At 59.1% G+C, this 25,436-nt stretch carries 23 protein-coding genes and 1 pseudogene; 16 read left to right on the top strand and 8 right to left on the bottom strand.

The window, feature by feature from the left end:
- The first annotated feature begins 9 nt into the window (after positions 1-9).
- The 8 genes from glgC to ASB65_RS07045 all read left to right on the top strand — a co-directional run bounded on the left by glgC (position 10) and on the right by ASB65_RS07045 (position 9,415).
- Entirely contained in the window at positions 10-1,272 is a 1,263-nt protein-coding gene (gene glgC, locus ASB65_RS07015) for a glucose-1-phosphate adenylyltransferase (protein ID WP_003508574.1), read from the top strand.
- 5 nt (positions 1,273-1,277) lie between these two features.
- A complete protein-coding gene (glgA, locus tag ASB65_RS07020) occupies positions 1,278-2,720 on the top strand; it encodes a glycogen synthase GlgA (RefSeq protein WP_060723437.1) in 1,443 nt (480 codons plus the stop codon).
- Between the two features lie 4 nt (positions 2,721-2,724).
- Positions 2,725-4,353, top strand: a complete 1,629-nt coding sequence (locus tag ASB65_RS07025; protein WP_060723438.1) for an alpha-D-glucose phosphate-specific phosphoglucomutase — start codon at positions 2,725-2,727, stop codon at positions 4,351-4,353.
- Positions 4,354-4,458: 105 nt separating this feature from the next.
- Positions 4,459-6,414 (top strand): glycogen debranching protein GlgX, encoded by a 1,956-nt coding sequence (gene glgX, locus ASB65_RS07030; RefSeq protein ID WP_060723439.1) that lies wholly within the window; start codon positions 4,459-4,461, stop codon positions 6,412-6,414.
- 54 nt (positions 6,415-6,468) lie between these two features.
- On the top strand, positions 6,469-6,957 hold the full coding sequence (locus tag ASB65_RS07035; RefSeq protein WP_060723440.1) for a MaoC family dehydratase: 489 nt from the start codon (positions 6,469-6,471) through the stop codon (positions 6,955-6,957).
- 23 nt (positions 6,958-6,980) lie between these two features.
- A complete protein-coding gene (locus ASB65_RS07040; RefSeq protein WP_060723441.1) occupies positions 6,981-8,018 on the top strand; it encodes a DUF2332 domain-containing protein in 1,038 nt (345 codons plus the stop codon).
- A gap of 106 nt (positions 8,019-8,124) precedes the next feature.
- A complete protein-coding gene (locus ASB65_RS28485; RefSeq protein WP_153463805.1) occupies positions 8,125-8,664 on the top strand; it encodes a hypothetical protein in 540 nt (179 codons plus the stop codon).
- A 142-nt stretch (positions 8,665-8,806) separates the two neighbouring features.
- Positions 8,807-9,415: a hypothetical protein gene (locus ASB65_RS07045; RefSeq protein WP_060723442.1), complete on the top strand. Its 609-nt coding sequence runs from the start codon at positions 8,807-8,809 to the stop codon at positions 9,413-9,415.
- 87 nt (positions 9,416-9,502) lie between these two features.
- Here the strand turns inward: ASB65_RS07045 and ASB65_RS07050 are convergent, their stop codons facing one another.
- The 5 genes from ASB65_RS07050 to ASB65_RS07070 are packed head-to-tail and all read right to left on the bottom strand — an operon-like array spanning position 9,503 to position 14,999.
- Positions 9,503-10,057, bottom strand: a complete 555-nt coding sequence (locus ASB65_RS07050) for a sarcosine oxidase subunit gamma (protein WP_020809522.1) — start codon at positions 10,055-10,057, stop codon at positions 9,503-9,505.
- On the bottom strand, positions 10,050-13,010 hold the full coding sequence (locus tag ASB65_RS07055) for a sarcosine oxidase subunit alpha (RefSeq protein WP_060723443.1): 2,961 nt from the start codon (positions 13,008-13,010) through the stop codon (positions 10,050-10,052). The genes ASB65_RS07050 and ASB65_RS07055 overlap by 8 nt, the downstream gene beginning before the upstream one ends.
- On the bottom strand, positions 13,007-13,321 hold the full coding sequence (locus ASB65_RS07060) for a sarcosine oxidase subunit delta (RefSeq protein ID WP_020809520.1): 315 nt from the start codon (positions 13,319-13,321) through the stop codon (positions 13,007-13,009). Before ASB65_RS07060 ends, ASB65_RS07055 begins: the two co-directional genes overlap by 4 nt.
- Positions 13,322-13,332: 11 nt before the next feature.
- On the bottom strand, positions 13,333-13,743 hold the full coding sequence (locus ASB65_RS07065; RefSeq protein ID WP_035213317.1) for a hypothetical protein: 411 nt from the start codon (positions 13,741-13,743) through the stop codon (positions 13,333-13,335).
- A 2-nt stretch (positions 13,744-13,745) separates the two neighbouring features.
- On the bottom strand, positions 13,746-14,999 hold the full coding sequence (locus ASB65_RS07070; RefSeq protein WP_059756984.1) for a sarcosine oxidase subunit beta family protein: 1,254 nt from the start codon (positions 14,997-14,999) through the stop codon (positions 13,746-13,748).
- Positions 15,000-15,316: 317 nt separating this feature from the next.
- On the opposite strand from ASB65_RS07070, the gene rpsU reads away from it, so the two are divergent.
- Both rpsU and ASB65_RS07080 read left to right on the top strand, forming a co-directional pair.
- A complete protein-coding gene (gene rpsU, locus ASB65_RS07075) occupies positions 15,317-15,544 on the top strand; it encodes a 30S ribosomal protein S21 (RefSeq protein WP_003508541.1) in 228 nt (75 codons plus the stop codon).
- 133 nt (positions 15,545-15,677) lie between these two features.
- Positions 15,678-16,574 (top strand): tetratricopeptide repeat protein, encoded by an 897-nt coding sequence (locus ASB65_RS07080; RefSeq protein ID WP_003508539.1) that lies wholly within the window; start codon positions 15,678-15,680, stop codon positions 16,572-16,574.
- Between the two features lie 72 nt (positions 16,575-16,646).
- Here the strand turns inward: ASB65_RS07080 and ASB65_RS07085 are convergent, their stop codons facing one another.
- On the bottom strand, positions 16,647-16,913 hold the full coding sequence (locus ASB65_RS07085) for a DUF6074 family protein (RefSeq protein WP_020812422.1): 267 nt from the start codon (positions 16,911-16,913) through the stop codon (positions 16,647-16,649).
- Positions 16,914-17,253: 340 nt separating this feature from the next.
- Here ASB65_RS07085 and ASB65_RS07090 point away from each other — a divergent pair, with 340 nt between their 5' ends.
- Positions 17,254-17,532: an exopolysaccharide production repressor protein gene (locus tag ASB65_RS07090; RefSeq protein ID WP_060723444.1), complete on the top strand. Its 279-nt coding sequence runs from the start codon at positions 17,254-17,256 to the stop codon at positions 17,530-17,532.
- A gap of 110 nt (positions 17,533-17,642) precedes the next feature.
- Complete coding sequence (locus ASB65_RS07095; RefSeq protein ID WP_060723445.1) at positions 17,643-18,638, top strand: glycosyltransferase family 2 protein; 996 nt, start codon at positions 17,643-17,645, stop codon at positions 18,636-18,638.
- A gap of 250 nt (positions 18,639-18,888) precedes the next feature.
- Here ASB65_RS07095 and ASB65_RS07100 read toward each other — a convergent pair whose 3' ends face one another.
- Both ASB65_RS07100 and ASB65_RS07105 read right to left on the bottom strand, forming a co-directional pair.
- Positions 18,889-19,857 (bottom strand): polysaccharide pyruvyl transferase family protein, encoded by a 969-nt coding sequence (locus ASB65_RS07100; protein WP_060723446.1) that lies wholly within the window; start codon positions 19,855-19,857, stop codon positions 18,889-18,891.
- 51 nt (positions 19,858-19,908) lie between these two features.
- Entirely contained in the window at positions 19,909-20,874 is a 966-nt protein-coding gene (locus ASB65_RS07105; protein ID WP_060723447.1) for a glycosyltransferase family A protein, read from the bottom strand.
- A gap of 117 nt (positions 20,875-20,991) precedes the next feature.
- On the opposite strand from ASB65_RS07105, the gene ASB65_RS07110 reads away from it, so the two are divergent.
- The 4 genes and pseudogenes from ASB65_RS07110 to ASB65_RS07125 all read left to right on the top strand — a co-directional run.
- Complete coding sequence (locus ASB65_RS07110; RefSeq protein WP_060723448.1) at positions 20,992-22,470, top strand: lipopolysaccharide biosynthesis protein; 1,479 nt, start codon at positions 20,992-20,994, stop codon at positions 22,468-22,470.
- Positions 22,471-22,841: 371 nt separating this feature from the next.
- Entirely contained in the window at positions 22,842-23,990 is a 1,149-nt protein-coding gene (locus tag ASB65_RS07115) for an acyltransferase family protein (RefSeq protein WP_080868688.1), read from the top strand.
- Positions 23,991-23,994: 4 nt separating this feature from the next.
- Positions 23,995-24,786, top strand: coding sequence for a glycoside hydrolase family 16 protein (locus tag ASB65_RS07120; protein WP_003508517.1), 792 nt, complete (start codon positions 23,995-23,997; stop codon positions 24,784-24,786).
- Positions 24,787-24,869: 83 nt separating this feature from the next.
- Positions 24,870-25,436 (top strand): annotated as a pseudogene (locus ASB65_RS07125) (glycosyl transferase family 1); the annotation flags it as partial.

Consider the following 25,436-nt stretch of genomic DNA (forward strand, 5'->3'; position numbering starts at 1 on the left):
GAGGACACCATGTCGGAAAAAAGAGTTCAGCCTTTGGCGCGTGATGCAATGGCCTATGTCCTCGCAGGCGGCAGAGGCAGCCGCCTGAAGGAGCTGACGGACCGCCGGGCAAAACCCGCCGTCTATTTCGGCGGCAAAGCGCGTATCATCGATTTTGCGCTTTCCAACGCGCTCAATTCCGGCATTCGCCGCATCGGCGTCGCCACGCAATACAAGGCGCACTCCCTCATTCGCCACCTGCAGCGCGGCTGGGACTTCTTCCGCCCTGAACGGAACGAGAGCTTCGACATTCTTCCCGCCTCCCAGCGCGTTTCCGAAACGCAATGGTATGAAGGCACCGCCGACGCGGTTTACCAGAATATCGACATCATCGAGCCCTATGCGCCGGAATATATGGTCATCCTCGCCGGCGACCATATCTATAAGATGGACTACGAATACATGCTGCAGCAGCATGTCGATTCCGGCGCCGACGTGACGATCGGCTGCCTTGAAGTGCCGCGCATGGATGCGACCGGTTTCGGCGTGATGCATGTGAATGAAAAAGACGAGATCATCGATTTCATCGAAAAGCCGGCCGATCCACCAGGCATTCCCGGCAATGAAGGCTTCGCGCTTGCCTCCATGGGCATTTATGTCTTCCACACGAAATTCCTGATGGAAGCGCTGCGCCGCGACGCCGCCGATCCGACCTCCAGCCGCGACTTCGGCAAGGACATCATTCCCTATATCGTAAAGCACGGCAAAGCCGTCGCCCACCGCTTCGCCGATTCCTGCGTCCGCTCGGATTTCGAGCATGGTCCTTACTGGCGCGACGTGGGCACCATCGATGCCTACTGGCAGGCCAATATCGATCTCACGGATGTGGTGCCTGACCTCGATATCTACGACAAGTCCTGGCCGATCTGGACCTATGCGGAAATCACCCCGCCGGCGAAATTCGTGCATGATGATGAGAACCGCCGCGGTTCGGCCGTGTCTTCGGTTGTTTCCGGGGACTGCATCATTTCCGGTGCGGCCCTCACCCGCAGCCTCCTGTTTACCGGCGTGCGCGCCAATTCATACTCCCGCCTTGAGAATGCCGTAGTACTGCCGAGTGTGAAGATCGGGCGTCATGCCCAGCTCAGCAATGTCGTCATCGACCATGGAGTGGTCATTCCGGAAGGACTGATTGTAGGAGAAGACCCAGAACTGGATGCCAAACGTTTCCGCCGCACTGAAAACGGCATTTGCCTTATCACCCAATCGATGATCGACAAGCTGGACCTGTAGAGCCCATGAATGTCCTTTCGGTTTCATCCGAAGTCTATCCCCTGATCAAGACCGGAGGGCTCGCCGACGTTGCCGGCGCGCTCCCCATCGCGCTCGAGGCCCTTGGCGTCAGGACGCGGACATTGATACCCGGATATCCGGCGGTGAAAGCCGCCGTGACGGACCCCGTCAAATGTCTGGAATTTACCGATCTGCTCGGCGAAAAAGCCGATGTGCTCGAAGTACGGCATGAGGGGCTCGATCTCCTCATTCTCGATGCGCCCGCCTATTACGAGCGCTCCGGCGGCCCCTATCTCGACCAGACCGGCAAGGACTATCCAGACAATTGGAAGCGCTTCGCGGCACTGTCGCTCGCGGCAGCCCGTATTGCCGCCGGCGCGCTTCCCGGCTGGCGGCCGGATATCGTGCATGCCCATGACTGGCAGGCCGCCATGGCGCCGGTCTATATGCGTTATGCCGAAACGCCTGAGATTCCGAGCCTTCTCACCATCCACAACATCGCCTTTCAGGGCCAGTTCGGCGCCAATATCTTCAGCAAACTGGCGCTGCCACCGCATTCCTTCGGCATGGAAGGCATCGAATATTATAATGATGTGAGCTTCCTGAAGGGCGGCCTGCAGACGGCAACGGCGCTCAGCACCGTCAGCCCGTCCTATGCCGAGGAGATCCTCACCCCGCAATTCGGCATGGGCCTGCACGGCGTCATCGGCAGCCGCGCCCATGTGCTGCACGGCATCGTCAACGGCATCGATGCCGATGTCTGGAACCCGGCAACGGACCATCTGATCCACGACAATTATTCGGCCGCCAATCTCAAGAACCGCGCGCTGAACAAGAAGGCGGTCGCCGAACATTTCCGCATCGATGATGATGACAGCCCGCTGTTCTGCGTCATCTCCCGCCTCACCTGGCAGAAGGGCATCGACCTCATGGCGGAAGCCGTGGATGAGATCGTTTCGCTCGGCGGCCGTCTCGTGGTGCTTGGCGCGGGCGATGTGGCGCTGGAAGGCGCGCTTCTGGCGGCGGCATCCCGGCACCATGGCCGCGTCGGCGTTGCCATCGGTTACAACGAACCCCTGTCGCATCTCATGCAGGCGGGCTGCGACGCGATCATCATTCCCTCGCGTTTCGAACCCTGCGGCCTCACCCAGCTTTACGCGCTGCGTTATGGCTGCATTCCGGTCGTCGCCCGCACCGGCGGCCTTGCCGATACGGTGATCGACGCCAACCATGCCGCCATCGCCAATAAATCGGCGACAGGCGTGCAATTTTCACCCGTCACGCTTGATGGTCTGAAACAGGCGATCCGCCGGACCGTCCGTTATTATCACGACCCGAAACTGTGGACACAAATGCAGAAACTCGGAATGAAATCCGATGTTTCCTGGGAAAAGAGCGCCGGTCTCTACGCCGCGCTTTACAGCCAGCTTATTTCGAAAGGCCATTGAAACAATGATCAAGACCATCAAGACGACGCCCTATCAGGACCAGAAGCCGGGCACATCCGGCCTGCGTAAGAAGGTGCCGGTCTTCGCCCAGGAAAATTACGCGGAGAACTTCATCCAGTCGATCTTCGACGCGCTCGAAGGCTTTGAGGGCCAGACGCTGGTGATTGGTGGCGACGGCCGTTATTACAACCGCGAAGTCATCCAGAAGGCGATCAAGATGGCCGCCGCTGCCGGTTTCGGCAAGGTTCTGGTCGGTCAGGGCGGCATTCTCTCCACACCCGCCGCCTCCAACGTCATCCGCAAATACAAGGCCTTCGGCGGCATCGTGCTTTCCGCCAGCCATAATCCCGGCGGTCCGACCGAAGATTTCGGCATCAAATACAATATCGGTAATGGTGGTCCCGCACCCGAGAAGATCACGGACGCTATCTATGCCCGCTCGAAAGTCATCGACAGCTACAAAATCTCGGATGCCGCCGATATCGATCTAGACAAGATCGGCAGCTTCAAGGTGGACGAGCTGACGGTCGAGGTGATCGATCCGGTTGCCGACTACGCCGCCCTGATGGAAGAGCTGTTCGATTTCGACGCCATCCGCACGCTTATCGCCGGCGGCTTCAAGGTCGTGGTTGATTCCATGAGTGCCGTTACTGGCCCTTATGCCGTGGAAATCATCGAAAAGCGCCTCGGTGCACCGAAGGGTTCCGTCCGCAACGCCACACCGCTGCCGGATTTCGGCGGCCATCATCCCGACCCGAACCTTGTCCACGCCAAGGAGCTTTATGACGACGTCATGAGCCCGGAAGGCCCCGATTTCGGCGCCGCTTCCGATGGCGATGGCGACCGCAACATGGTCGTCGGCAAGGGCATGTTTGTCACCCCATCCGACAGTCTGGCCATCATCGCCGCCAATGCCAAACTCGCCCCCGGTTATGCCGCTGGCATTTCCGGTATCGCCCGGTCCATGCCGACAAGTGCGGCAGCCGACCGTGTCGCCGAAAAGCTCGGCCTTGGCATGTATGAGACGCCGACCGGCTGGAAATTCTTCGGCAACCTCATGGACGCCGGCAAGGTAACGATCTGCGGCGAAGAAAGCTTTGGCACCGGCTCCAACCATGTGCGCGAAAAGGATGGCCTCTGGGCTGTGCTCTACTGGCTGAACATCGTCGCCGCGCGCAAGGAAAGCGTGAAAGACATCGTCACCAGGCACTGGGCCGAATATGGCCGCAACTATTATTCCCGCCACGATTATGAGGAAGTGGATTCGGATGCGGCGAACACGCTGGTCGCCACCCTGCGCGAAAAACTCGCAACGCTTCCCGGCACCAGCTACAGCAATCTGAAGGTCGCGGCGGCGGATGATTTTGCCTATCACGATCCGGTCGATCAGTCCGTCAGCAAAAATCAGGGCATCCGCATCCTCTTCGAAGGCGGTTCGCGCATCGTGCTGCGCCTTTCCGGCACCGGTACTGCGGGCGCGACGCTTCGCCTTTATGTCGAGCGTTACGAGGCGGATGCGGCCCGTCATGGCATCGAAACGCAGGAAGCGCTTTCCGACCTGATTGCCGTTGCCGATACGATCGCCGGCATCAGGGCCCATACCGGCCGCAACGCGCCGAGCGTTATTACGTAAGGGCTTGTCGCCCGCTCATGAGGGACGCACTGAAAGCGTCCCTCATTCGGCCTTGCCTCCCTTTTCCGTTCTGGGAGAGAAACACCATCCCCGGAGAGACTGATCATGCAGACAACTTCCGTTTTCCCCAAAGGCGCAATCCAGACGGAAAACGGAACGGAATTCACGGTCTATTCCCGGCATGCCTCCCAGATCGATCTCTGCCTTTTCGATAAAATCGGCGAAAAAGAAACGGCGCGCCTGCCGATGGTGCGCGGCGAAGACGATATTCACAGATTGATCGTCGCCGACGTCGGCCTCGGCACGCGATACGGCTTTCGCGCTCACGGCATTTACGCTCCTGAACACGGCCTCTGGTTCGATCCCGCAAAGCTGCTGCTCGATCCCTATGCCACGGAGATCGACCGCCCCTTCCGACACGATCCAGCGCTTTACGCCTTTGGCGCGGAGACCGGCGAGATCATGCCGAAGGCGGTCCTTTCCCAATATGAGCCGGTCAAGCGCCATCAGCCGCTTTTTGCCGAAGGCGGGCTGATTTATGAGCTTGCCGTCAAATCCTTCACGCAGTTGCATCCCGAGGTGCCGAAAGACATCAGAGGCACCGTCGCAGCACTTGCCCATCCCGCCATTCTCGCACACCTGAAAAAAATCGGCGTCGATGCGGTGGAATTGATGCCGATCACCGCTTGGATCGACGAGCGCCACCTGCCGCCTCTCGGCCTTTCCAATGCCTGGGGTTATAATCCCGTCGGCTTCATGGCGCTCGATCCGCGCCTCTGCCCCGGCGGCGTGCGGGAATTGCGAGATACGGTTGCGGCGCTGCATGCGGAAGGCATCAGCGTCATTCTCGATCTCGTCTTCAACCATACGGGTGAAAGCGATATCGAGGGCTCGATCCTGTCGTTGCGCGGGCTCGACAATCTCACCGCCTTCCGCCACCCACAGGGAAAACCGGGCGTGCTGGTCAACGATACCGGCACCGGCAACACGGTTGCCTGCGACCATCCCTATATTCGCCAGCTCATCGTCGATTCCCTCAGGCATTTTGTTCTGAATGCCGGTGTGGACGGCTTCCGTTTCGATCTCGCGCCCGTGCTCGGGAGAACGACCGCCGGCTTCGACATGGCGAGCGAGACGCTGGCCGCCATGCATTCGGACCCGGCGCTTTACGACCGGATATTGATCGCCGAACCCTGGGATATCGGTCCCGGCGGATATCAGCTCGGCAATTTCCCTGAAAGCTTCCTCGAGTGGAACGATCGCGCCCGCGACGACATGCGCCGTTTCTGGCGTGGTGATGCCGACACGACCGGGGCGCTGGCCAATGCGCTATCCGGCTCATCGCCGATCTTTTCCCGCCATGGCCGCTCGAAAAGCCGCAGCGTCAATTTCCTTGCCGCCCATGACGGTTTTACCCTGTTCGATCTAGTCAGCCATGAACGCAAGCACAATGAAAGGAACGGCGAGAGCAATCGCGACGGCCACAATGACAACCATTCCTGGAACAACGGTTTTGAGGGCCTGACCGAGGACCCCGCCATTGTCGCCGCCCGGCTTGCGGATGTGAAAGCGCTGCTTTCCACGCTTTTCGTCAGCCGCGGCGCCTTGATGCTGACGGCGGGCGACGAGGGCGGCCGCAGCCAGCAGGGCAACAACAATGCCTATTGCCAGGACAATGAGATCAACTGGGTCGACTGGTCATCGCTTGTCCCCGAACTGATCGACCACACGGCCTTTCTTGCCGCATTGCGCAAACGTTTCGGCGTGTTTTCTGAGACGGGCTTCTTTTCCGGCAGGGACGATGTGACATGGCTTGCCCCCGCCGGAGAACCGATGACGACAGCAGATTGGGAAAGACCGGATGCGCAGGCCTTCGCCATGCTGCTTTCCACCCCGGACCGGGAGACCGGCGAGGATACCGAGCTTGCCGTTCTTATCAATCGCGGCCGCGAGATCGTTCCCTTCACCCTGCCGGGTGATGGCTGGCGCGCCATAGGTACGGATTTCGGCAATCCCGCCTTCCTGCCCGCCCGTTCGGTGGTGTTTTATCTGCGCAGTTGATCCCTTCGCGTCACGAGCCGTATAAGTCGCGGGAAACAATGCGGACGAGGTAACATGACAAAAGAAATTGCGCTGGCGGAAATGAAGGATCGCGTCGGCGCGGAAATGGGCGTTTCCAACTGGATCACCGTTGACCAGACGATGATTGATGCCTTCGCAAAAGCGACGCTGGACGAACAGTTCATCCACACCGACCCGGAACGCGCCAAAGCGGAAAGCCCCTTCGGCGGCACCATTGCCCATGGCTTCCTGACGCTCTCCCTGCTTTCGGCCCTGAATTACGATGCCCTGCCCCGCATTCGCGAACAGACCATGGGCATCAATTACGGCTTCGATGCCATCCGTTTCGTCACGCCGGTCAAAAGCGGCGCGCGGGTGCGTGGCCGGTTCACGCTGGCGGAAGCGCGTTTTCGCGGGGCCGCCATGCTGATGACGACTTATGACGTGACGGTGGAAATCGAAAACGAGAAAAAACCGGCGCTTACCGCACGCTGGACCACCATCAGCCAGTTCAACCCGGAGGACAGGCCGCAAGACGCCTGAAACCACCGCAAGGGAGAGAGCGCATGCATGACGACGCCGTAAGGAATGCGTTTCTCGTGCAGGCAAGAGCCTGCAACAGCCTTGGCTCGCCCTTTACCGCACGGCTATGCCGCGCGGTGGCAGCAAGGCTCGACCGCCAGACGGAGGTGGGCGAGCGGATTTTATCCTGGCCCGGCGATGTCGGCCCCTCAGGCGATTCCGTTCCCCTGCGGTTGGCGGGCGCCCTGCATGCGCTTGCCATCAAGGAAAAGATCGCGCCGCTTGTCGATATCCCGCCGGAAGACGAGGAGGCTCTCTGGCAGGCTTGCGCCAGCGCCCTACGTTTTCATTCCGCCTTCATCCTTGAAAGGTTGAAATCACCACCGCAGACCAACGAGGTTCGCCGTTCCGCCGTGCTGCTGCCGGGCTTTCTTTCGATTGCGGAATTGACCGGCAAACCGCTGGTGCTTTCCGAAGTGGGAGCCAGCGCCGGCCTCAACCTGCAATTCGACCGTTACCAATATCACCTCGGCAAACTCACCTGGGGCGAACAATCCGATGTTATCCTGTCACCAGAATGGCGCGGCAATACCCCACCCCATGGGCGGATCGAGGTTATCGAGCGCGCCGGCTGCGATCTCAACCCGCTCGATCCGTCATCGGCCGAGGATCGTCTGCGCCTGATGTCCTATGTCTGGGCCGACCAGACCGACCGTCTGGAGCGCATCGCCGCCGCGTTGCGGATCGCGGTGGAGAACGGCCTGCAGGTCGAAAAGGCCGACGCCGTAGACTGGCTGAAACGCCGCCTTGCCAGGCAATATCCGGGTACTGCCCACGTCGTCTATCATACCGTCGCCTGGCAATATCTGCCCGATCCCTTGAAACAGGCAGGCGAGGCACTGATCGCCGAGGCCGGAACCCGTGCCACGCTGGAGGCCCCGCTTGCCCGCCTGCAAATGGAGGCGGATACGACGTCCGGCAGTGCCGCCATTACCCTGCAAATCTGGCCGACCGGCGAGAAGCAGGAAATTGGCCGCGCCGATTTCCATGGGCGATGGGTGCAATGGCGGGGCTGGAAATAAGGGCAAAAAATTTAGACGAAGAGATTGCCCAAAATCCAACTAGTACTTGTAAAATGAATACAACCATGCTCCTCTTCTTGAGACCTTATCTAGAGGGGGATTCTAATTGCGTATCAAAACCCCAAAAATCATAAATATTCTTATGTTTTGGACGTTAATTTCGACCCCGGCGCTCGCCCAGCAACAAATGGGATCGCAAGCCGCCATGAATGCGTGCGCAAACATTGCCACCTTACTGCAGATGGGAGGGCCACAACTGCAATCTGCATTTGGGCAGCATGCACTATTTGCAATTTTTCAACAAACTGGTGGAACAGGTCGCTATCTACCCCTAGTACAACTTGGACCTGTTCATAACGTTATGATAGGCGGGGAAAATGTACTTCCGTTGGGCAGTTTTTTGACTTGCCGGACCGTTCATCAGAATGGATATGCGGATTGGCAGCTTGCATTTTCTCAAATGACGCAGAGATTTGAGAATTTTCAGTTCAATTCGGTGCCTGGTGGAAACCCAAATCCAAACCCGACTCCGAATCCGAATCCGACGCCAAATCCCAATCCCAACCCGAATCCCACACCGAATCCGGTGCCAAAACCACCTTCGGATAATCAGGCCTGTCAAAAATTTCCCGAACTTTGCCCCTGAGGTGAACGCCATGATTACGAGACGCAGTCTTATTGTCGGATGCGGCGCAAGCCTCGCACTACCCGGGATATGCCGATGCCAGACATATAACGGATGCACGCTAACCGCCTCGGAGATTGCATCCGAAACGGATAACAAAACGATGGAGTTCTCCTACGTCGACGGCCAGGCTCCAATCGCCACGTCTGGAGATAAAGACTTTGACTACGCGCTGGCGCAGACCCTGAACTATCTCAGTAATCTTTTCGATGTCCTGCCCGGCTTCACTTATCTCGACGACGCGAAGGGGAAAAATGCCTATGCCAGTTCGGCCAACTATATGGGGCGCTCGGACGGTACGGTTCTTTTTGGCCTATGTTTTCTACAGGAATTTCTCAATCAGCCAGCCTATCCCGCCGCTTACATCGCAGCCGTATGCGCTCATGAGTTTGGGCATATCGCACAATATAAATATGGAATAGACGACCGATTGCGCGGGCAGCCGACCGTAAAAAGAATAGAGCTACATGCGGACTATCTAGCGGGATATTTTGCGGGCAACCGCAAGCTAGATAACGCAAATTTCCCGGCAGCGGTTATCGCCCAGGCACAATTCAGCGTGGGAGATCACGCAGTTGATAATCCCGGGCACCACGGCACGCCGGACGAGCGCGGAAATGCCGTAAAAGCCGGTTTTCTTGCCAGTTATCGTCAACGCCTAAAGTTCAAAGATGCACTGGAAGCCGGCGTTGCATATGTCCAAACCCTCTAAATTAAACACCCTGCCTGACTTTGGCTTTAAAAACTCCATGTCTTCAGACAGATATAAGCCGCTCTCTTTTTAAAGCGCTTGAAGAGTCTAAACCGCCACGTCCGCCGCCGCCTCCTGCAGCAGCCCGCCGACATATTCGGCAAAGGAGCGCCAGCATTCCACCCGGAACGTATCGTCCGCGGTGCGCAGCAGCACCACTTCCGCCTTGCCGAAGACGGTGCGTGAGCAAGCGCCGACAGGGAATTTTGCGTGAGAAAGGTCCTGCGGGCAGCCGGCATTGAGCGCTGCTTCCGCGCCAGCGCCGGAGACGATGACGGCCGTGTTGCGGTGGGAAACATCGGTTGCCGAAAACAGGCCCGCAACATTGGCGAGCGCTGCCATCAGGTCGCTTTCGCCCTGATCGATCACCAGCCATTCATCCGGCCCAATCCACAGGGCGGAACGCAGGCCCGACGTGACGGAGCTCTTCGGGCTGGTGGGCAGCGCAAGACCGAGCGCTTCGGACAGCGCCGGTACAGCGCTTTCCCGTGCGCGTAGCGACAGCCGCGAGGCGGAAGCCGCAGGCTTCAGCGATACGAAGGGCGAGCCGCCGTGAAAATCCTCAAGCACGGATTTGCGTTTTGCGTGCAGCATGTCAGCCATTGAGACGGGCTCCTTCCTTGTCGAGGAAGACCATGTCGGTCACTTCGACGGCAATGGTTTTATCGGCAAGTGGAATATAGAGCGTTTCGCCCATGCGCGCCCTGCCATCCGCCACCAGCGCAAAAGCGATGGAATGGCCAAGATTTTCCGACCAGTAGGCGGAGGTAACATGGCCGAGCATGGTCATCGGTTTCGGCTGGTTCGGATCAACGACGATCTGGCCGCCCTCGTCCGGAACGGTCAGCCGGTCCTTCGTCTTCAGGCCCACAAGCTGCTTGCGGCCGGAGCGCGTGAGATCGGGGCGTTTCAGCCCGCGGATACCGACGAAATCCGTCTTCTTTTTCGAAACGGCCCAGGCAAGCCCGGCATCGTCAGGTGTCACCGTTCCGTCCGTATCCTGCCCTACGATGATGTAACCCTTCTCGGCACGCAGGATATGCATGGTTTCGGTGCCATAAAGGCAGCCGCCGACGGCTTCCGCCCTGTCGCGGATCGCACTCCAGACGGCGGCGCCATAATCGGCCGGCACATTGATTTCGAAGCCGAGTTCGCCGGTGAAGGAGACGCGGAAAAGCCGCGTCGGCACGCCGCAGAACTTGCCTTCGGCTACCGCCATATGCGGGAAGGCTTCCGGCGACAGATCGATACCCTCGACGAAGGGCGCGATGACTTCCCGCGCCTTCGGCCCCTGCACGGCAATGACAGCCCACTGTTCGGTTGCCGAGGTGAGCCAGACGTTGAGATCGGGGAATTCGGTCTGGAGATAATCTTCCATGTGCTGGAGAACGCGGGGGGCGCCGCCCGTCGTCGTCGTCACATGGAACCGGTCTTCGGCAAGACGGCCGACAACACCGTCATCGTAAACGAAACCGTCTTCACGGGTCATGATGCCATAACGGCAGCGGCCGGGTTTCAGAGTATCCCAGGCATTGGTGTAGATGAGGTTCAGGAACTTCGCCGCATCCGGGCCGACCACCTCGATCTTGCCGAGCGTGGAGGCATCGAACACCCCGACGCTCTCACGCACCGTCTTGCATTCGCGGTTGATCGCCTCATGCATGTCCTCGCCCGCCCGCGGGAAGAACCAGGCGCGTTTCCAGTTGCCGACATCCTCGAACACCGCGCCGGCCGCAAGCTCTTCCTCGTGCATCGGCGTCTTGCGGGTGGGGTCAAACAGCGCGCCGCGCGAATGGTTGATGAGCGTGCCGAAGGTGACCGGCGTATAGGGCTGGCGGAAGGTGGTGAGACCAACCTTGGGCAAATCCCGCCCAAGTGCCTCCGATGCGATGGCGAGACCATGCATGTTGGACATCTTGCCCTGATCCGACGCCATGCCGTTGGTGGTGAAGCGCTTGATATGCTCGACCGAATGCATGCCTTCGCGCACGGCAAGGCGAATATCCTTGGCGCAGACATCGTGCTGGAAATCGATGAAGGCCTTGACGCCGGTGCCCTCACCCGCGCCTTCGGCGGCACCGATCATGCCGCCCGTCCAGGCGCGCGTATTCTCGCCGGAAAACGCCACCGAACCGCCACCGGCAGCTGCCGCTTCGGCAATGATTGCGGAAAGATCATCCGTGCCGTTGCAGGCGCCGATGGAAACGCAGTTCTGCACATGGATATCCGGCAGGAAACGCTGGTTAGCCGCGTCAAACTTCAGCTTGCCGCGCGATTGCGAGAAGAGATGCACCGAGGGTGTCCAGCCAGCGGAAACGACAAGCGCATCGATGGCGATCTTGCGCTTGTTGGAGCCGCCATTGCGGCCAACAGTCATCGAGGAGACGCGCAGGCGGCCGGCGGTGTTGTAAACACTGTGACCCGCCAGCACTTCAATGCCGAGCGCCCGTGCTTCGTCCAGCAGGCGCTGATCCGGGTTCTCGCGGCAATCGACGATGGCGGCGATCTTCACCCCCGCCTTCTTGAGATCGAAGGCCGTCTCATAGGCCGAATCATGGGCGGTGTAGACCCCGACATTATGGCCGACGGCCACACCATAATGGTTGAGGTAGGTGCGGGCGGCCGCAGCCAGCATGATGCCCGGGCGGTCATTGTTAGCGAAGACCATGTGGCCCTCGATTGCGCCCGCCGCGAGCACGATCTTCTTCGCACGCACTTGCCACAGCCGCTCACGCGGCTGGTGTCTGGCGGGCGTGGCGAGATGGTCGGTCACGCGCTCGGCCAGCGCCACGAAATTGTGGTTGTAATAACCAAAGGCGGTGGTGCGCGTCAAAACCCGCACATTGGGCAGGGCTTTCAGTTCGGCGAAAACCTTCTGCGCCCATTCATAACCGGGCAGACCATCGATGACCGCACCGGTATCGAAGCGCAGCACACCGCCGACTTCGGCATTCTCGTCCACCAGAATGACGCTGGCGCCGGTCTTTGCAGCAGCAAGCGCCGCCGTCAGGCCGGCAACGCCGGCGCCGGCGACGAGCACGTCGCAATGGGCATAACGGCCGGAATAGTGATCCGCATCCGGTTCGCTCGGCGCCTTGCCGAGACCGGCGGCGCGGCGGATCAGCGGTTCGTAAATCTTGTGCCAGGCGGCCTTCGGCCACATGAAGGTCTTATAATAAAAACCGGCCGCGAACATCGGAGACAGAACGTCGTTGATGGCGTTCAGATCGAAGGACAGCGACGGGAAACGGTTCTGCGAGGCGATGATGGCGCCGTCGAAAACCTCCTGCACCGTGGCGCGAACATTGGGCTGCTTGCGCAGGCTGTCGCGTGAGACATCGATCAGCGCATTCGGCTCTTCCGGTCCGGCGGAAAGGAAACCACGCGGCCGGTGATATTTGAACGAGCGGCCGATCAGATGCACGCCATTTGCCAGAAGCGCTGACGCGACCGTGTCGCCCTCCAGCGCCGGATAGATCTTGCCGTCGAAGGTGAAGCGTGCGGTTCTGGCGGGGGTCAGACGGCCAGCGCCCTTGATACGATAATCGCCGCTCATTTCCCGGCTCCCTTTTCTGCGGAAAGGACCGTTTCAGCATCGGGTTTAGGTTCACCCGCCTTGTAGGTCATCAGGAATTTGTCGCTCACCGAATCGCGGGCGGCGTTGAAGAAGCGGCCGCAGCCGTGAATGTGACGCCAGCGCTCGAAAACGAGGCCCTTGTCATTGTCGCGGATGAAGAAATACTCCGCGAAGGCCTCGTCGGAAATATCGGCGATGTTTTCCGGCCGGGCAATATGGGCTTCGCCCGCCCAGCGGAATTCCAGTTCGGAACGGTCTTCCCCGCAATAGGGGCAATGGATCAGAAGCATCGTCGCTCCACCTAGAGAGAATTTTCCGGAAGCGCTGTTCCGGCGGGTTGGTCACACAGCCGTCTGCCCATCGAAACGAACGGAGAAAGCCGCTTTAAAAGTTGCTCGAAATTATCGAATGGCCTCAGCGCCGAGGCCCGGCCCATATTGACGATGGCAACCGCCATCATGTCGGTGTCGATCGCGAAGGGGTAGTCCTGCTTACCGTCGTCCTGCTCGCCGACGAAATAAACCATCTTCGTCGTAAGGCTCGGCGCGCAGAGAAGCAGGCCTTTTTCCGCCACGAAGGGCCAGTCTTTCTCACCCTGCATTTTCGCAATCTTCTGGCTGCGGAAATCCTTAGCCTCGGGAATGACGCTGCCGGCGGGCACAGCTGCAGCCGCGCCAGATATATTGAGCGCAAGCATAGCCGCCGCCGCCAGCATCAATGCGCCACCGCGGCAGCGGCAGCCTCGTCGATAAGACGGCCGGTGCGGAAGCGGTCAAGCGTCAAACCGGCCGCCAGGCGATGCGGTTCGCCACGGGCGATGAGATGCGCGAAGAGATTGGCCGAACCCGGCGTCGCCTTGAAACCGCCCGTGCCCCAGCCGCAATTGACGAAGAGGTTCTGCACCGGCGTCACGCTCTGGATAGCGGAACGATCAGGCGTGTTGTCGGTGATCCCGCCCCATTGCCGCATCATCTTGACGCGGCGGAAGATCGGGAACAGCTCGCAGATGGCGTCGAGCGTGTGGGTGATGATCTGCAGGCCGCCGGTCTGCGAATAGGAGTTATATTGGTCCGTGCCAGCGCCGATAACCAGCTCGCCCTTGTCGGACTGCGAAATATAGGCATGCACCGTGTTGGACATGACGACACAGGGGAAGATCGGCTTCAGCGGTTCCGACACCAGCGCCTGCAGCGGGTTGGAATGCAGAGGAACACGCACGTCAGCCATCTTCATGATGACCGAGGAATGACCGGCGGCGGAAACGCCGATTTTTTTCGCGCCAATGAAACCGCGATTGGTCTCCACGCCCGTCACCGCGCCATCAGGCCCGCGGCGAATGCCCGTGACCTCACAATTCTGGATGATGTGCACGCCGCGGTCTGAAGCCGCGCGCGCATAACCCCAGGCTACCGCATCGTGGCGGGCCGTGCCGCCGCGGCGCTGAAGGGCTGCACCATTGATTGGGTAACGCGCATTGCCTGATATATCGAGGGGCGGGCAATAGGCTTTCGCCTGCTCCGGCGTCAGCCATTCATTGTCGATGCCATAAAGACGGTTGGCATTGATATGGCGGCTGAAGGACTGCCGATCATGGATATTGTGCGACAGCATCATCACGCCACGCGCCGAATACATGACGTTGTAATTGAGATCCTGGCTCAAGCCTTCCCACAGTTTCAGGGAATGCTCGTAAATATCCATGCTCTCTTCATAGAGATAATTGGAGCGGATGATGGTGGTGTTGCGGCCGGTATTGCCGCCGCCGAGCCAGCCTTTTTCCAGAACTGCGACATTGGTAATGCCGTGTTCCTTGGCAAGGTAATAGGCCGCTCCGAGCCCATGCCCGCCGCCGCCGATGATGATGACATCATAATCCTTGCGCGGCTCGGGTGAAGCCCATTGCGCATCCCACCCTTTATGACCCCGCAACGCCTCACGCGCCACGGCAAAAACGGAATATTTGCGCATTCGCAGTCTGCTCCTCAAGAACCGGCCAGAGGCCGTAAACATAGTTCCGGCCCGTATCATACACATGGCAAATCGGGATGGGAGGCAATATTCATTTTGCGACGTCGCAATGATTTTGTTTCGACATCGCAGGCGGAATTCCGGGCAGGCCGCATTTTGCTGGTTGATTATGCGCTAGCGGCTGGACTTGCCGCAAATGATCTGTTATTGCACGTCACCAATCGCCCAGCTCGACAGCCGGACGAACCATTTTTTGTTTGCGTGTGAATGCCTTTATTCACACAGCAAGATAACCAAACTAAAGGAACGGGTTTAACGTGCAGGTACTAGTCCGCGACAATAACGTTGATCAGGCGCTCCGCGCCCTGAAGAAAAAGATGCAGCGCGAAGGCATTTTCCGTGAAATGAAAATGCGCGATTATTACGAAAAGCCCTCCCAGAAGCGCGCCCGCGAAAAGGCTGAAGCCGTTCGCCGCGTTCGCAAGCTGGCACGCAAGCGTGCACAGCGCGAAGGTCTGGTTGCAGGCCCCCGCGCAGGCCGTTAATAGGCCGTCTTTTGGACGTTTTTGAATGCTTGTTGGGCGGGGGCGATCAATTCGCCGCCGCTCTTTGTGTTTGTGGCCGGAGAATGTTCTTGAGAACGATCGTGAGACCGGCCTGCGAGGGAACCCACACCGAATGATCGCTGTCGACGCCTGTGTTGTGAAAAACTCCGATGCCTCCACGCGCCGGGTGCCATTGAAAAACAACAGAGGGTTCCGCGCTTCTCTGGTCGTCTGTACCGTCCTTGCCGGTCTTTCCGGCTGCGCGACTTCCAACCAGACGGAAGATGTGTTCAGGATCGACCGCGCCCAGGGTTCGCAGGAAAATATCGCCTCGCTTACCTCGGTCATCAACGCCAATCCGCAGGATCCCGAAGGCTATAACGTCCGTGGTTCGGCTTACGGCCGCGCCGGTGATTCGCGCCGCGCCATCGAAGATTTCAACAAGGCGCTGCAGCTCAACCCGCGCTTTTACCAGGCCTATGCCAACCGCGCGCTGGTTTACCGCAATAGCGGACAGCAGCAGCAGGCCTTGCAGGACTACAACGCCGCCCTGCAGATCAATCCGAGCTATGACGTGGCGCTGATCGGCCGTGGCAATCTTTACCGCCAGTCCGGACGCGTGAACGAGGCTTTCAACGATTTCTCCCGCGCCATCGAGCTTGAAACCACCGACGGACGCGCCTGGCACAATCGCGGCCTGATCTACCAGCTGCGCAACCAGCATGCCCAGGCCATCGAAGACTTCTCCAAGGCGATCTCGCTGTCGTCGACATCGCCGGAGCCCTATAACGGCCGCGGCCTTTCTTACGTCGCACTCAATGACGACGAAAACGCCTTCGCGGATTTCAACCACGCCATTTCGCTTGACGGTAATGTGGCAGAATCCTGGGCCAACCAGGCGCTCGTCTATGAGCGGCGCGGCGAGATGGCCAAGGCCGCCAAGTCCTATGGGCATGCGGCCCGGCTCGACCCGAAATACAAGCCTGCACTTGACGGTGTTGCCCGCACACGCGGCGCCGGCGCCTCCTGATCAAACGGACACGAACAAAAAAGCCGGCGGGTCTGTCACCCGCCGGCTTTTTTTATGGAAAACCCTGAGGCTTCAATGGCTGTCTCGGCGTGCCTCGGGTGTGGCGTCACCCGCCCACAATTCCGCCTGCACCGCATTTTGAAACTCCATGACTTCACGCCGCATAGCGGCGTCCTCATAACCGAGTTCCGTCAGATAGGCGGCCAGTTCACGGCACTCCCTGCGCCAGAAATCATTCGCCTCCACACCATGTAGCCGGTCGAGCATGGTTGCACATCGTTTAACGTCGGCAATACGGTTCTTTGCCGGAAAGGCGATTACTTCTGAACTCGTTGTCACGCGGGCACCTTGCTCTTGCTGAGGAATCAATACCGACTTTTTAAAGGCGAGATGGTTAACGAAGTCTGCAGAGGATGTAAGACAGCGAGCAATGGCCGCAAGAGAAGGCTTTTATGTCTCTCAAAAGCATGGAATCGCATGGTAAGGCAGCCCCGATCGGGGGAAGTCAGCAATTACCGAGGAATTTACCAATCAAGATTACCGAAATTTCATGCCGCAACCGTTAGAAGAAGTATATGTGTGTTGAAACAGCACCGGTCTCATCGTATATTTCTTGCAAAGAAAAAAAATGCCGCAGCGCAGTCAAAAATGGAGAAATCGTTCTCGGGAGGAGAGCACCATGTATGCACCTCGTGTTTTTTTCAGCATGATCGGTGCATTGCTTGCCTTTGCGGTTGCGACATATTTCATCCACGGCTCCTTCTATACGGCATTCATCCAGACCCTCATCTGTGCGGTCATTCTGCAAGTCGGTTATTTTATTGGGATTCTCGTTCTGGTCGCCCGGGAAAAACGGCGCATGCGGGAAACCTTCGCGGGGGACCGTGGCGCTGAGGCAATACAGGCGGACGCCGTAAAAAGCCCGCCGCCGCATGGCGCCAAACTGACCGATATGTGAGTTTTTACGCAGCTTCTTTTATTGCGCCGCAAAAAAATCGCTTGCATCCACACGCCTGACACTTTCTGCTGGCCAAATCCTGACGGTTGGTCAAAGCAGAAGGACAACACATGGTGAGCGGTTCACAGCCCATTTGCGTCATCATCGCTGCGAAAAATGCATCCGAAACGATCGATATAGCCATCCGCTCCGCCCTTGTGGAGCCGGAGGTCGGGGAAGTCGTGGTTATCGACGACGGTTCCGCCGATACGACGAGCGATGTGGCGCATGCGGCGGATGATGGCACGGGCCGTCTGCGGGTCGTACGATTCGATGTCAATCGCGGCCCTTCGGCCGCGCGCAACCACGCCATCTCGATTTCATCCGCGCCGTTGATCAGCATTCTCGATGCGGACGACTTCTTTTTCCGGGGGCGTTTCGCCGCCATGCTGGCCGATGACGACTGGGATCTCGTGGCCGACAATATTGCCTTCATCCAGCAATCGGTCCCCGGCGCATCCTCCATGCAGCCGGTCCGTTTCGAACCGCAGGCGCGGTTTCTGTCGCTCACGGAATTTGTGGAAGGTAATATTTCCAGGCCCGGTGTGGAGCGCGGGGAGACCGGCTTTCTGAAACCGGTGATACGCCGCGCTTTTCTCGACAAACATGCATTGCGTTACGATGACGGTCTGCGGCTTGGCGAGGACTACGAACTTTACGTGCGGGCGCTTGCCGCCGGTGCACGTTACAAGGTCATCCGCCATTGCGGTTACGGCGCGATCGTGCGCGGCAACTCGCTGAGCGGCCGTCACCGCACCGAAGATCTTCGCCGCCTATATGAGGCGGACAAGGCCATTCTCGCCGGTTGCCGGCTCTCGGCAGAGGAAACGGCGATCCTGCGCGAACATGAAAAACATATCCGCGCCAAATTCGAGCTCCGTCATTTTCTCGATGCGAAAAAGCAGAAGGGCATGGGCGGTGCGCTGAGCCACGCCCTGACGCGGCTGCCCGCCCTGCCCGCCATCACGCGCGGCATCTGGACCGACAAGACCGCGCGCTTCCGCAAACCGCCGCCGGTGCGGGATGTTCGTTATCTGCTGGATGGCACGCCGGTTTCGGGAGGGTAGAACCCACTGCCGCAAGAACGACGACAAGTCCGCCGTTCCCTCCTCCGTCATGCCGGACTTGATCCGGCATCCAGCCACGGTACACCTGCGCCGTGAAAGAGTCTTTCGCGATCAATGACTTGATCGCGCTGGACCCCGGATCAAGCCCGGGGTGACCGCCTGCGGATGCTCCGCTTTGCCAAACGCATAGGTGCCGCTGCACTTTATCCGTGGCGCGAGCGGAAGCACCGCCGCCGACTATCTTAGACCCTCAGAGATAGTCCCGCTTCACCGTTTCCAGAACGGCGGCGAAACGCTCCTTGCGCTCCTCCAGCCGGCCATCCGGGCTGAGACGCGGCTCCGCACGGCTTGCCTGCCAGAGCGCCAGCGTGGAAGGCGCGGCCAGCACCTGCTTGGCCAGTTTGCGCAGCGATCGGGACTGGTTTTCCTGCGGCCGCACCAGCACATCGCCCTCATGTGTCGGGTTCCCATGCGCCGAGACGGAACCGGTCTCGGCAATGACCGGGCCTGGCGGTGGCGGGAAACTCATGCCCCAGAAGCGCGAGCCCTTTTTCGCCGCCTCGGCGCGGGTTGAAACCGGCACGTAGCGCGGCTGATATTCGACACCCACGCTGCCGGCCCAGTCGCTCCATTTGAAGCTGTTGATCGACGGCGACGTGCTGACCGCGACCCACGGCACGCGGAAGGCATCGGCAAGGATTGCGCCATGCATGGATTCGGCGACGATGAATTCCGACTGGGCGATGGCGCGGATGACCGCTTTCGCCTCGCCGCGCGGGTCGAGATAGGTGAGCCCCGCCGGTTCGCAGACCGTTTCCCACATGCCGAATTCCGCCGATTCCCAATGGGGAACGAAGGTCTTCTTGTAGAGCTTCGGCAGGCCTTTGAAGTCAGGCATCTCGGTGACCATGACAGCCGGGTCGACAATGCCCTTTTCAGGGGCGAGCCCGAGCTTGGCGGCGGTTTTGTCGCCGCGCACACAGCGAATATCCCAGAACTCGGTGCTGGTATCCGGCACTGCGCCATAACCATAGCCGCTGCCGATCACCAGCTTGCGCTGCTTTGCGGGCAAAAGAACATCGTTCAGCACGGTGCCGACGCCGACCAGCATGACATCGTCATGCACATCGCGCAGGCCCGGAAGCAGAAAGTCCCACAGCCACAGGTTGAGATCGTCACCGAAATTGCCGTGATGAGATTCCCAGTGGTAAGGTTTCATGAGGTCACTCCTGGGTGAAAAACATATAAATTCTTGTGGGCGAGAATTCGCTCATCTCGAGCGGACGATTTTTCCGGCACCGAGTTCGAAAGCAGCACGCAGCAGTGCGGGATCGCGCATCGCCCATTTCAGAAGCAGTCCGAATTCGGGCGCCTTGCGCCGTTTCAGATTGCCCGCCTGACTCCACAGCGCCTGTTTGCGCGCCGTGTTTTTATAGGAAGCGATGGAGGCGACATCGTCCGGCCGGCGTGAAAAACGGCCCTCCAGCGTATCGAGCGCCACCCAGGTATTGAACTGCTGGCGCAGGAATTCCGGAGAGGTATTGTCGATGCTGTGGAAGATATTGACGCCCATGCCACGCATCGCGCCGGCATCGTCACACAGAAGCGTCCGCTTCGATGCGAGGATGGAATCACAGAAAAACAGCACGTCTTCCGCCGCCAGACGCAGCGCCGGGTCGAAGCGGATCTTCTCGAAAAGAGGACGGCCGATCACCATGCAGGAGAGATGCAGGAAGCTCCAGTTGCGCAGCATGACACTTGCCAGATCCGGCAGTTCGATCACCAGCGGCTTCTCGGAAAGCCTTGCCGCACCCTCATTTTTTTCCAGCTCGGAAATGGCGAAATGATAATAAAATTCATCACTTGCCTGCATTGAGGCCCAGTAGCACTCGCCGCCATAGGTCTGAAGCGCGAAGGCGGCATTGCGCAGATGATCGGGTGTCCAGATATCGTCGGAATCCAGAAAGGCGACATAGTCGGTGCCATCAGGGACATTGTCCAGACCGGTATTGCGGGCGCCGCCCGGTCCGCCGTTGGACTGTTTAATGACGATAATCCGGTCTTTCTGTTCCTGCGAAATTTCCGCAAGTTCCTGATCGATCGGGTATGGCGATTCGTCATCGACGATGACAAGATCGAAGTCCTGGTAAGTTTGCGCAAAAACCGATGCGAGTGCACGTCCCAAGATACCGTGCTGCTTTTGGTAGTAGGGAATGACGACAGTAAATCTTGCCATTGTTTCGCCCCTTGCGTTGATCAAGAAGTGTCGGGCCCGATCCTAAAAGCGGCCCCGATGGTATCGGCAACTCCCAACCGGCTTCCTCCCGCCGGCCTCCAGAAACAGGATGCTTGTATGCCCCCAGCGCCAAATGTAAAGACCATCACCACGAATGTCGGCTGGAGCGTTTTATCAAAAACAGGGACATTCGGGCTTAAATTTGTCACGGTCCCCATTCTTGCACGGTTGCTTTCCCCAGAGGAATTCGGGGTGGTGGCGGTAGGACTAACGGTTGTACAGTTTCTGACCATGATCGCCGGCGCGGGGCTCACCTCTGCCCTCATCGTCGAAAAGGAAGAGGATATGGAAACGATCCATACCGTCTTCTGGGCCAATCTGGCGATCTCCTGCACCATGGCTGCCGTCCTCTACATCTGGGCGGAGTTTTTCGGCGGGCTGCTGGGTGCAGTGGAAAGCGCCTATCTGCTGCGCATCATGGCCTTCCTCATTCCGCTGCAGCTTGCTGGCGATGTTGCCTATTCGCTGCTCGCCCGGCGCATGAATTTCAGCAAGGACGCGCTTTGGAGCATGGCGTCGGAAAGCATCGCCGCGGTTGTCGCCGTGGTGCTCGCCCTTCTCGGCTTCGGCGTCTGGGCGCTCATCATCCAGCTTTTCGCCGCCGCCCTCATCCGGCTTGTCGGGCTGTATGCCGTTTCGCGCTATTGCCCGCGTTTCGTCATGAAACCGCGCCGTCTCGTGCCGCTTCTCGGCTTCAGTTCGGGGCTGATGGGATCGGAAATCGCCAATTTCGTCACCTTCCAGTCACCGATGGTGGTCATTGCCCGACACCTGGGTCTGGCGGATGCCGGCGCCTATTCCGCCTCCAATCGTTTCGCCAGCATTCCCAATCAGGTGGTTCTGTCCGCCGTCATGGGCGTTCTGTTTCCCGCCTTCAGCCGCATGATGGACGATCCGCAGCGCCGTCGTGATGCACTGATGTTCAGCACGCAGGTTCTGACCGTGCTCTTGGCGCCGATGATGTTCGGCCTCTGGGCCGTGGCCGAGCCCGCCATGCTTGTCATCTTCGGGCAGAACTGGGCCTATGCCTGGCCGGTTCTCGGCCTGCTGGCGCTATCGAAGGCCATTCTGACACCATGCAGCACTTTCATCCCCTACCTGAAGGGTGCAGGTTACGGCCGCGTATTGTTCTGGTCGGCGACGATCCGCGCCATCGTCACCACGGTGGCAGTGTGGCTCGCAGCACTTTACGGCACGCTGATCGACGCCATGGTCTGGCTCTGCATCGTCAATGCGGTAACGCTGGTCGCCTATTCCTGGGCGGTGTTCAAGGCGAGCGACACACCGTTCTTCCGCGGCCTTTATGTCAGCAGCAGGCCGATGATCGCGGCACTCGTGATGGCCGTTGCGGTGCGTTATCTGCTTCACGTTCTGGCTGAGCGCATTCCCAGTGCCACCCTTCAGGTTCTCATCGGCGCAGCCGTGGGCGGCGTCATCTACGGGGTGCTGATCCTGCTCACCGAACGCGCGCTGCTTGGGAAAATCTTAGGCATGGTCAAATCGCGGCGTATGCGGGACACTGCAACCCAAGGTTAGAAATATAGCGGAAAAATGCGCCTCATTTCCGCCGTTAAGCGCCCTCGCCGCGAGGTTTTCATTCACCGCGGCGAGGTAAAGTCACCCGTCTTTTTGCAGCGCAACATCACGACAAATGACAAATTCACACGCTTCAGCGATTTTTAACGATGTGTGAGTTTGTAAAAATTGCAGTTATTTCAATTATTTGACTTCTATTCAGCGAAGAAATGGCGCTGACGCCAGACATTCACCCGCAAAATCTAATCTTGTGTTTTTCCCGCGTCGCCACATTTTATCCCAAAGTCGAAACCAGACTTTCCAGTGCGGGCTTACGTTCGCTCTGGTTGCAACGCGGCGTGGGTGGACGCCGCCCAATAGGGGTGACTGATGTGACTGTCGATCAGAACCTATCCTCCCGTATCAACTTGATGCGCATATTGCTGATATCAGGAATCGTGTTCGTCCATGTGCCGCACGATGCCGAGACCAGCCCGTTTCTTGGCCTTTACGGCTTCTTCGACTGGCTGCGGGTTTTTCTGGGCGATGCGCTGTTTCGCATCGGCGTTCCCTGTCTCAGCGCCATTTCCGGCTATCTGCTGTTTCGCCGCGGCATGAGCGGGTTCGATTATCCGGCGACGATCCGCTCCAAGTCGAAAACCGTGCTGCTGCCTTTCCTTCTGTGGAATGGCGCGCTGTTTGCGGCCGTATTGCTGATCCAGCTCTTTGATGTCGGCATCGGGTATTTCCCCGATCTGTGGAATGCCAGCCCGCGTGAAATCATCAGCCATGGAACCGCGCTCGAAGAGCTGCCGGTAAATGTGCCGCTTTATTTCCTGCGCGACCTGTTCGTCTGCATTCTGCTGTCGCCGGTGCTCGCCTTTCTGATGCGCCGCTTCGCCCTGCCGACCCTCGCCATCCTGCTCTTCATCACCGCCATGCCTGACCTGACGATCTTCATCGTCCAGAAGAAATCCATTCTCTTCAGCTTCTCGCTCGGCATCGCGCTTGCCCTCCACTGTATCGACGTCAAGGCGCTCGACCCCTACGCCGTGCCGATCATGGCGCTGACCTTTGTCGCCTCGGCCATGCTGGCGACGGGACTTTATTTCACCGGCCCGGAATTCACCTTCTGGCTCAACATGTCGCGCAATCTGCTTGCTGTCTTCGGCGCGCTCGGCTTCTGGGCATCCTCCGCGCTGCTGATCCGCAGCCGGCTTGGCCAGCGGCTTGCCGAAACCGGCAGCCTGAGCTTCTGGATATTCTGCGCCCATTATCCCCTGCTCGTCATCATGTGGATGGTCTGGAACAAGGGCGGGCCGGACTTCTATCCCGCCTTCTATATCACCGCGACACTGTCCGCCTTTGTCATTCTGATCATCAGCAACGCGCAGACGCGGAAATATCTACCCGCCGTCTATTCCGTGCTCACCGGAAGCCGTAACGGCAAACGCAAGACGATGACCGATTTTGCGACCAAACGGGCCTCCATGATCGGCCCGCCCACATCCGAAACACTTTATTCGCAACGACAGAGGTGAACCAATGACAACATTTGTCACCCGCGTTCAGACACGCATTCTTCTTGCCACGGCTCTTTCGGCCGCAGCTTTTGCAACGCCGATCCACGCGCAGGAAGGCAACGGCACGTCCTTCATCGAGAACTTCGATTCCATGGACCGATCTTTCTGGTACGTTTCCGACGGCTGGAACAACGGCGCGCATCAGAACTGCACCTGGTCGAAGAAGCTGGCAACGGTGGAAAACGGCCAGCTCACGCTCGGTTTCGAGGAAGCCAAGGCCGGTGATCGCAACTTCGCCTGCGGTGAAATCCAGACCAAGGGGCGTTATCGCTACGGCACCTATGAAACACGGATGAAGGCCGCCACCGGCTCCGGCCTGAACTCCGCCTTCTTCACCTATATCGGCCCGACCGACAAGAAGCCGCACGATGAAATCGACTTCGAGGTTCTCGGCAAGAACACGGGCAAGGTGCAGCTGAACCAGTATATTTCCGCCAAAGGCGGTAATGAGAAGCTGGTGCCTGTGGAAGGCGGCGCCGATGCCGGCTTCAACGACTACGCCTTCGTCTGGGAGCCGCAGCGCCTGCGTTATTACGTCAACGGCAAGCTCGTCCATGAAGTGACGGACGAGACGAAAATCCCCCAGAACGCCCAGAAGATTTTCTTCAGCCTGTGGGGTACCGACACGCTGAAGGACTGGATGGGCCGGTTCTCCTATGCGGGACCATCACAAATGATCGTTGACCGGTTTGCCTTCACGGCGCTCGGTGACAAATGCCAGTTTCCCGAGTCCATCGCCTGCGCCCTTAACTGACCGCATTTTTGAACCGCTCCGATTTTTTGCACCAAAACCTAAGCTGCGGCGTCTCTGACGCATGAAACCAACCGGAACCCTGCATGACCCATGTTCTTTATCTCGCGCATGATCTGTCGGACCCCGCCATTCGTCGGCGGGTGCTGACCTTGCTTGCGGGCGGGGCACGGGTCACGCTGGCCGGTTTCCGGCGCGGGCAGAACCGGCTGGCGGAGATTGAAGGCGTCGTGCCCGTTGTGCTCGGGGAAACCGCCGACGGGCAGTTTCTGCAGCGTATGGCGGCGGTGGCGAAAGCCAGCCTCTCGCTGGGCAAGACCCTGAACGACATCCCCGCGCCCGATGTCATTCTTGCCAGAAACCTGGAAATGCTGGCTTTGGCAAAGCGGGCCATGTCGATCTATGCCGGGCAGCCGGCACTGGTTTATGAATGTCTCGACATTCACCGCCTGCTTCTCAACAAGGGCAAGCCCGGGCAGATGCTGAACGCCGCCCAGCGTTATTTCGCCCGCGACGCGAAACTGCTGATCACCAGTTCTCCGGCCTTCGTGGAGCATTATTTCAAGCCCGTGTCGGGCCTCGACCTTCCCGTCCTGCTGCAGGAAAACACGGTGCTGGCGCTCGACACCGTCGTTGTCCCCCCCCCGCCACCC

It is taken from the genome of Agrobacterium tumefaciens str. B6 (assembly GCF_001541315.1).
GTDB classification, from domain to species: Bacteria; Pseudomonadota; Alphaproteobacteria; order Rhizobiales; family Rhizobiaceae; genus Agrobacterium; species Agrobacterium radiobacter.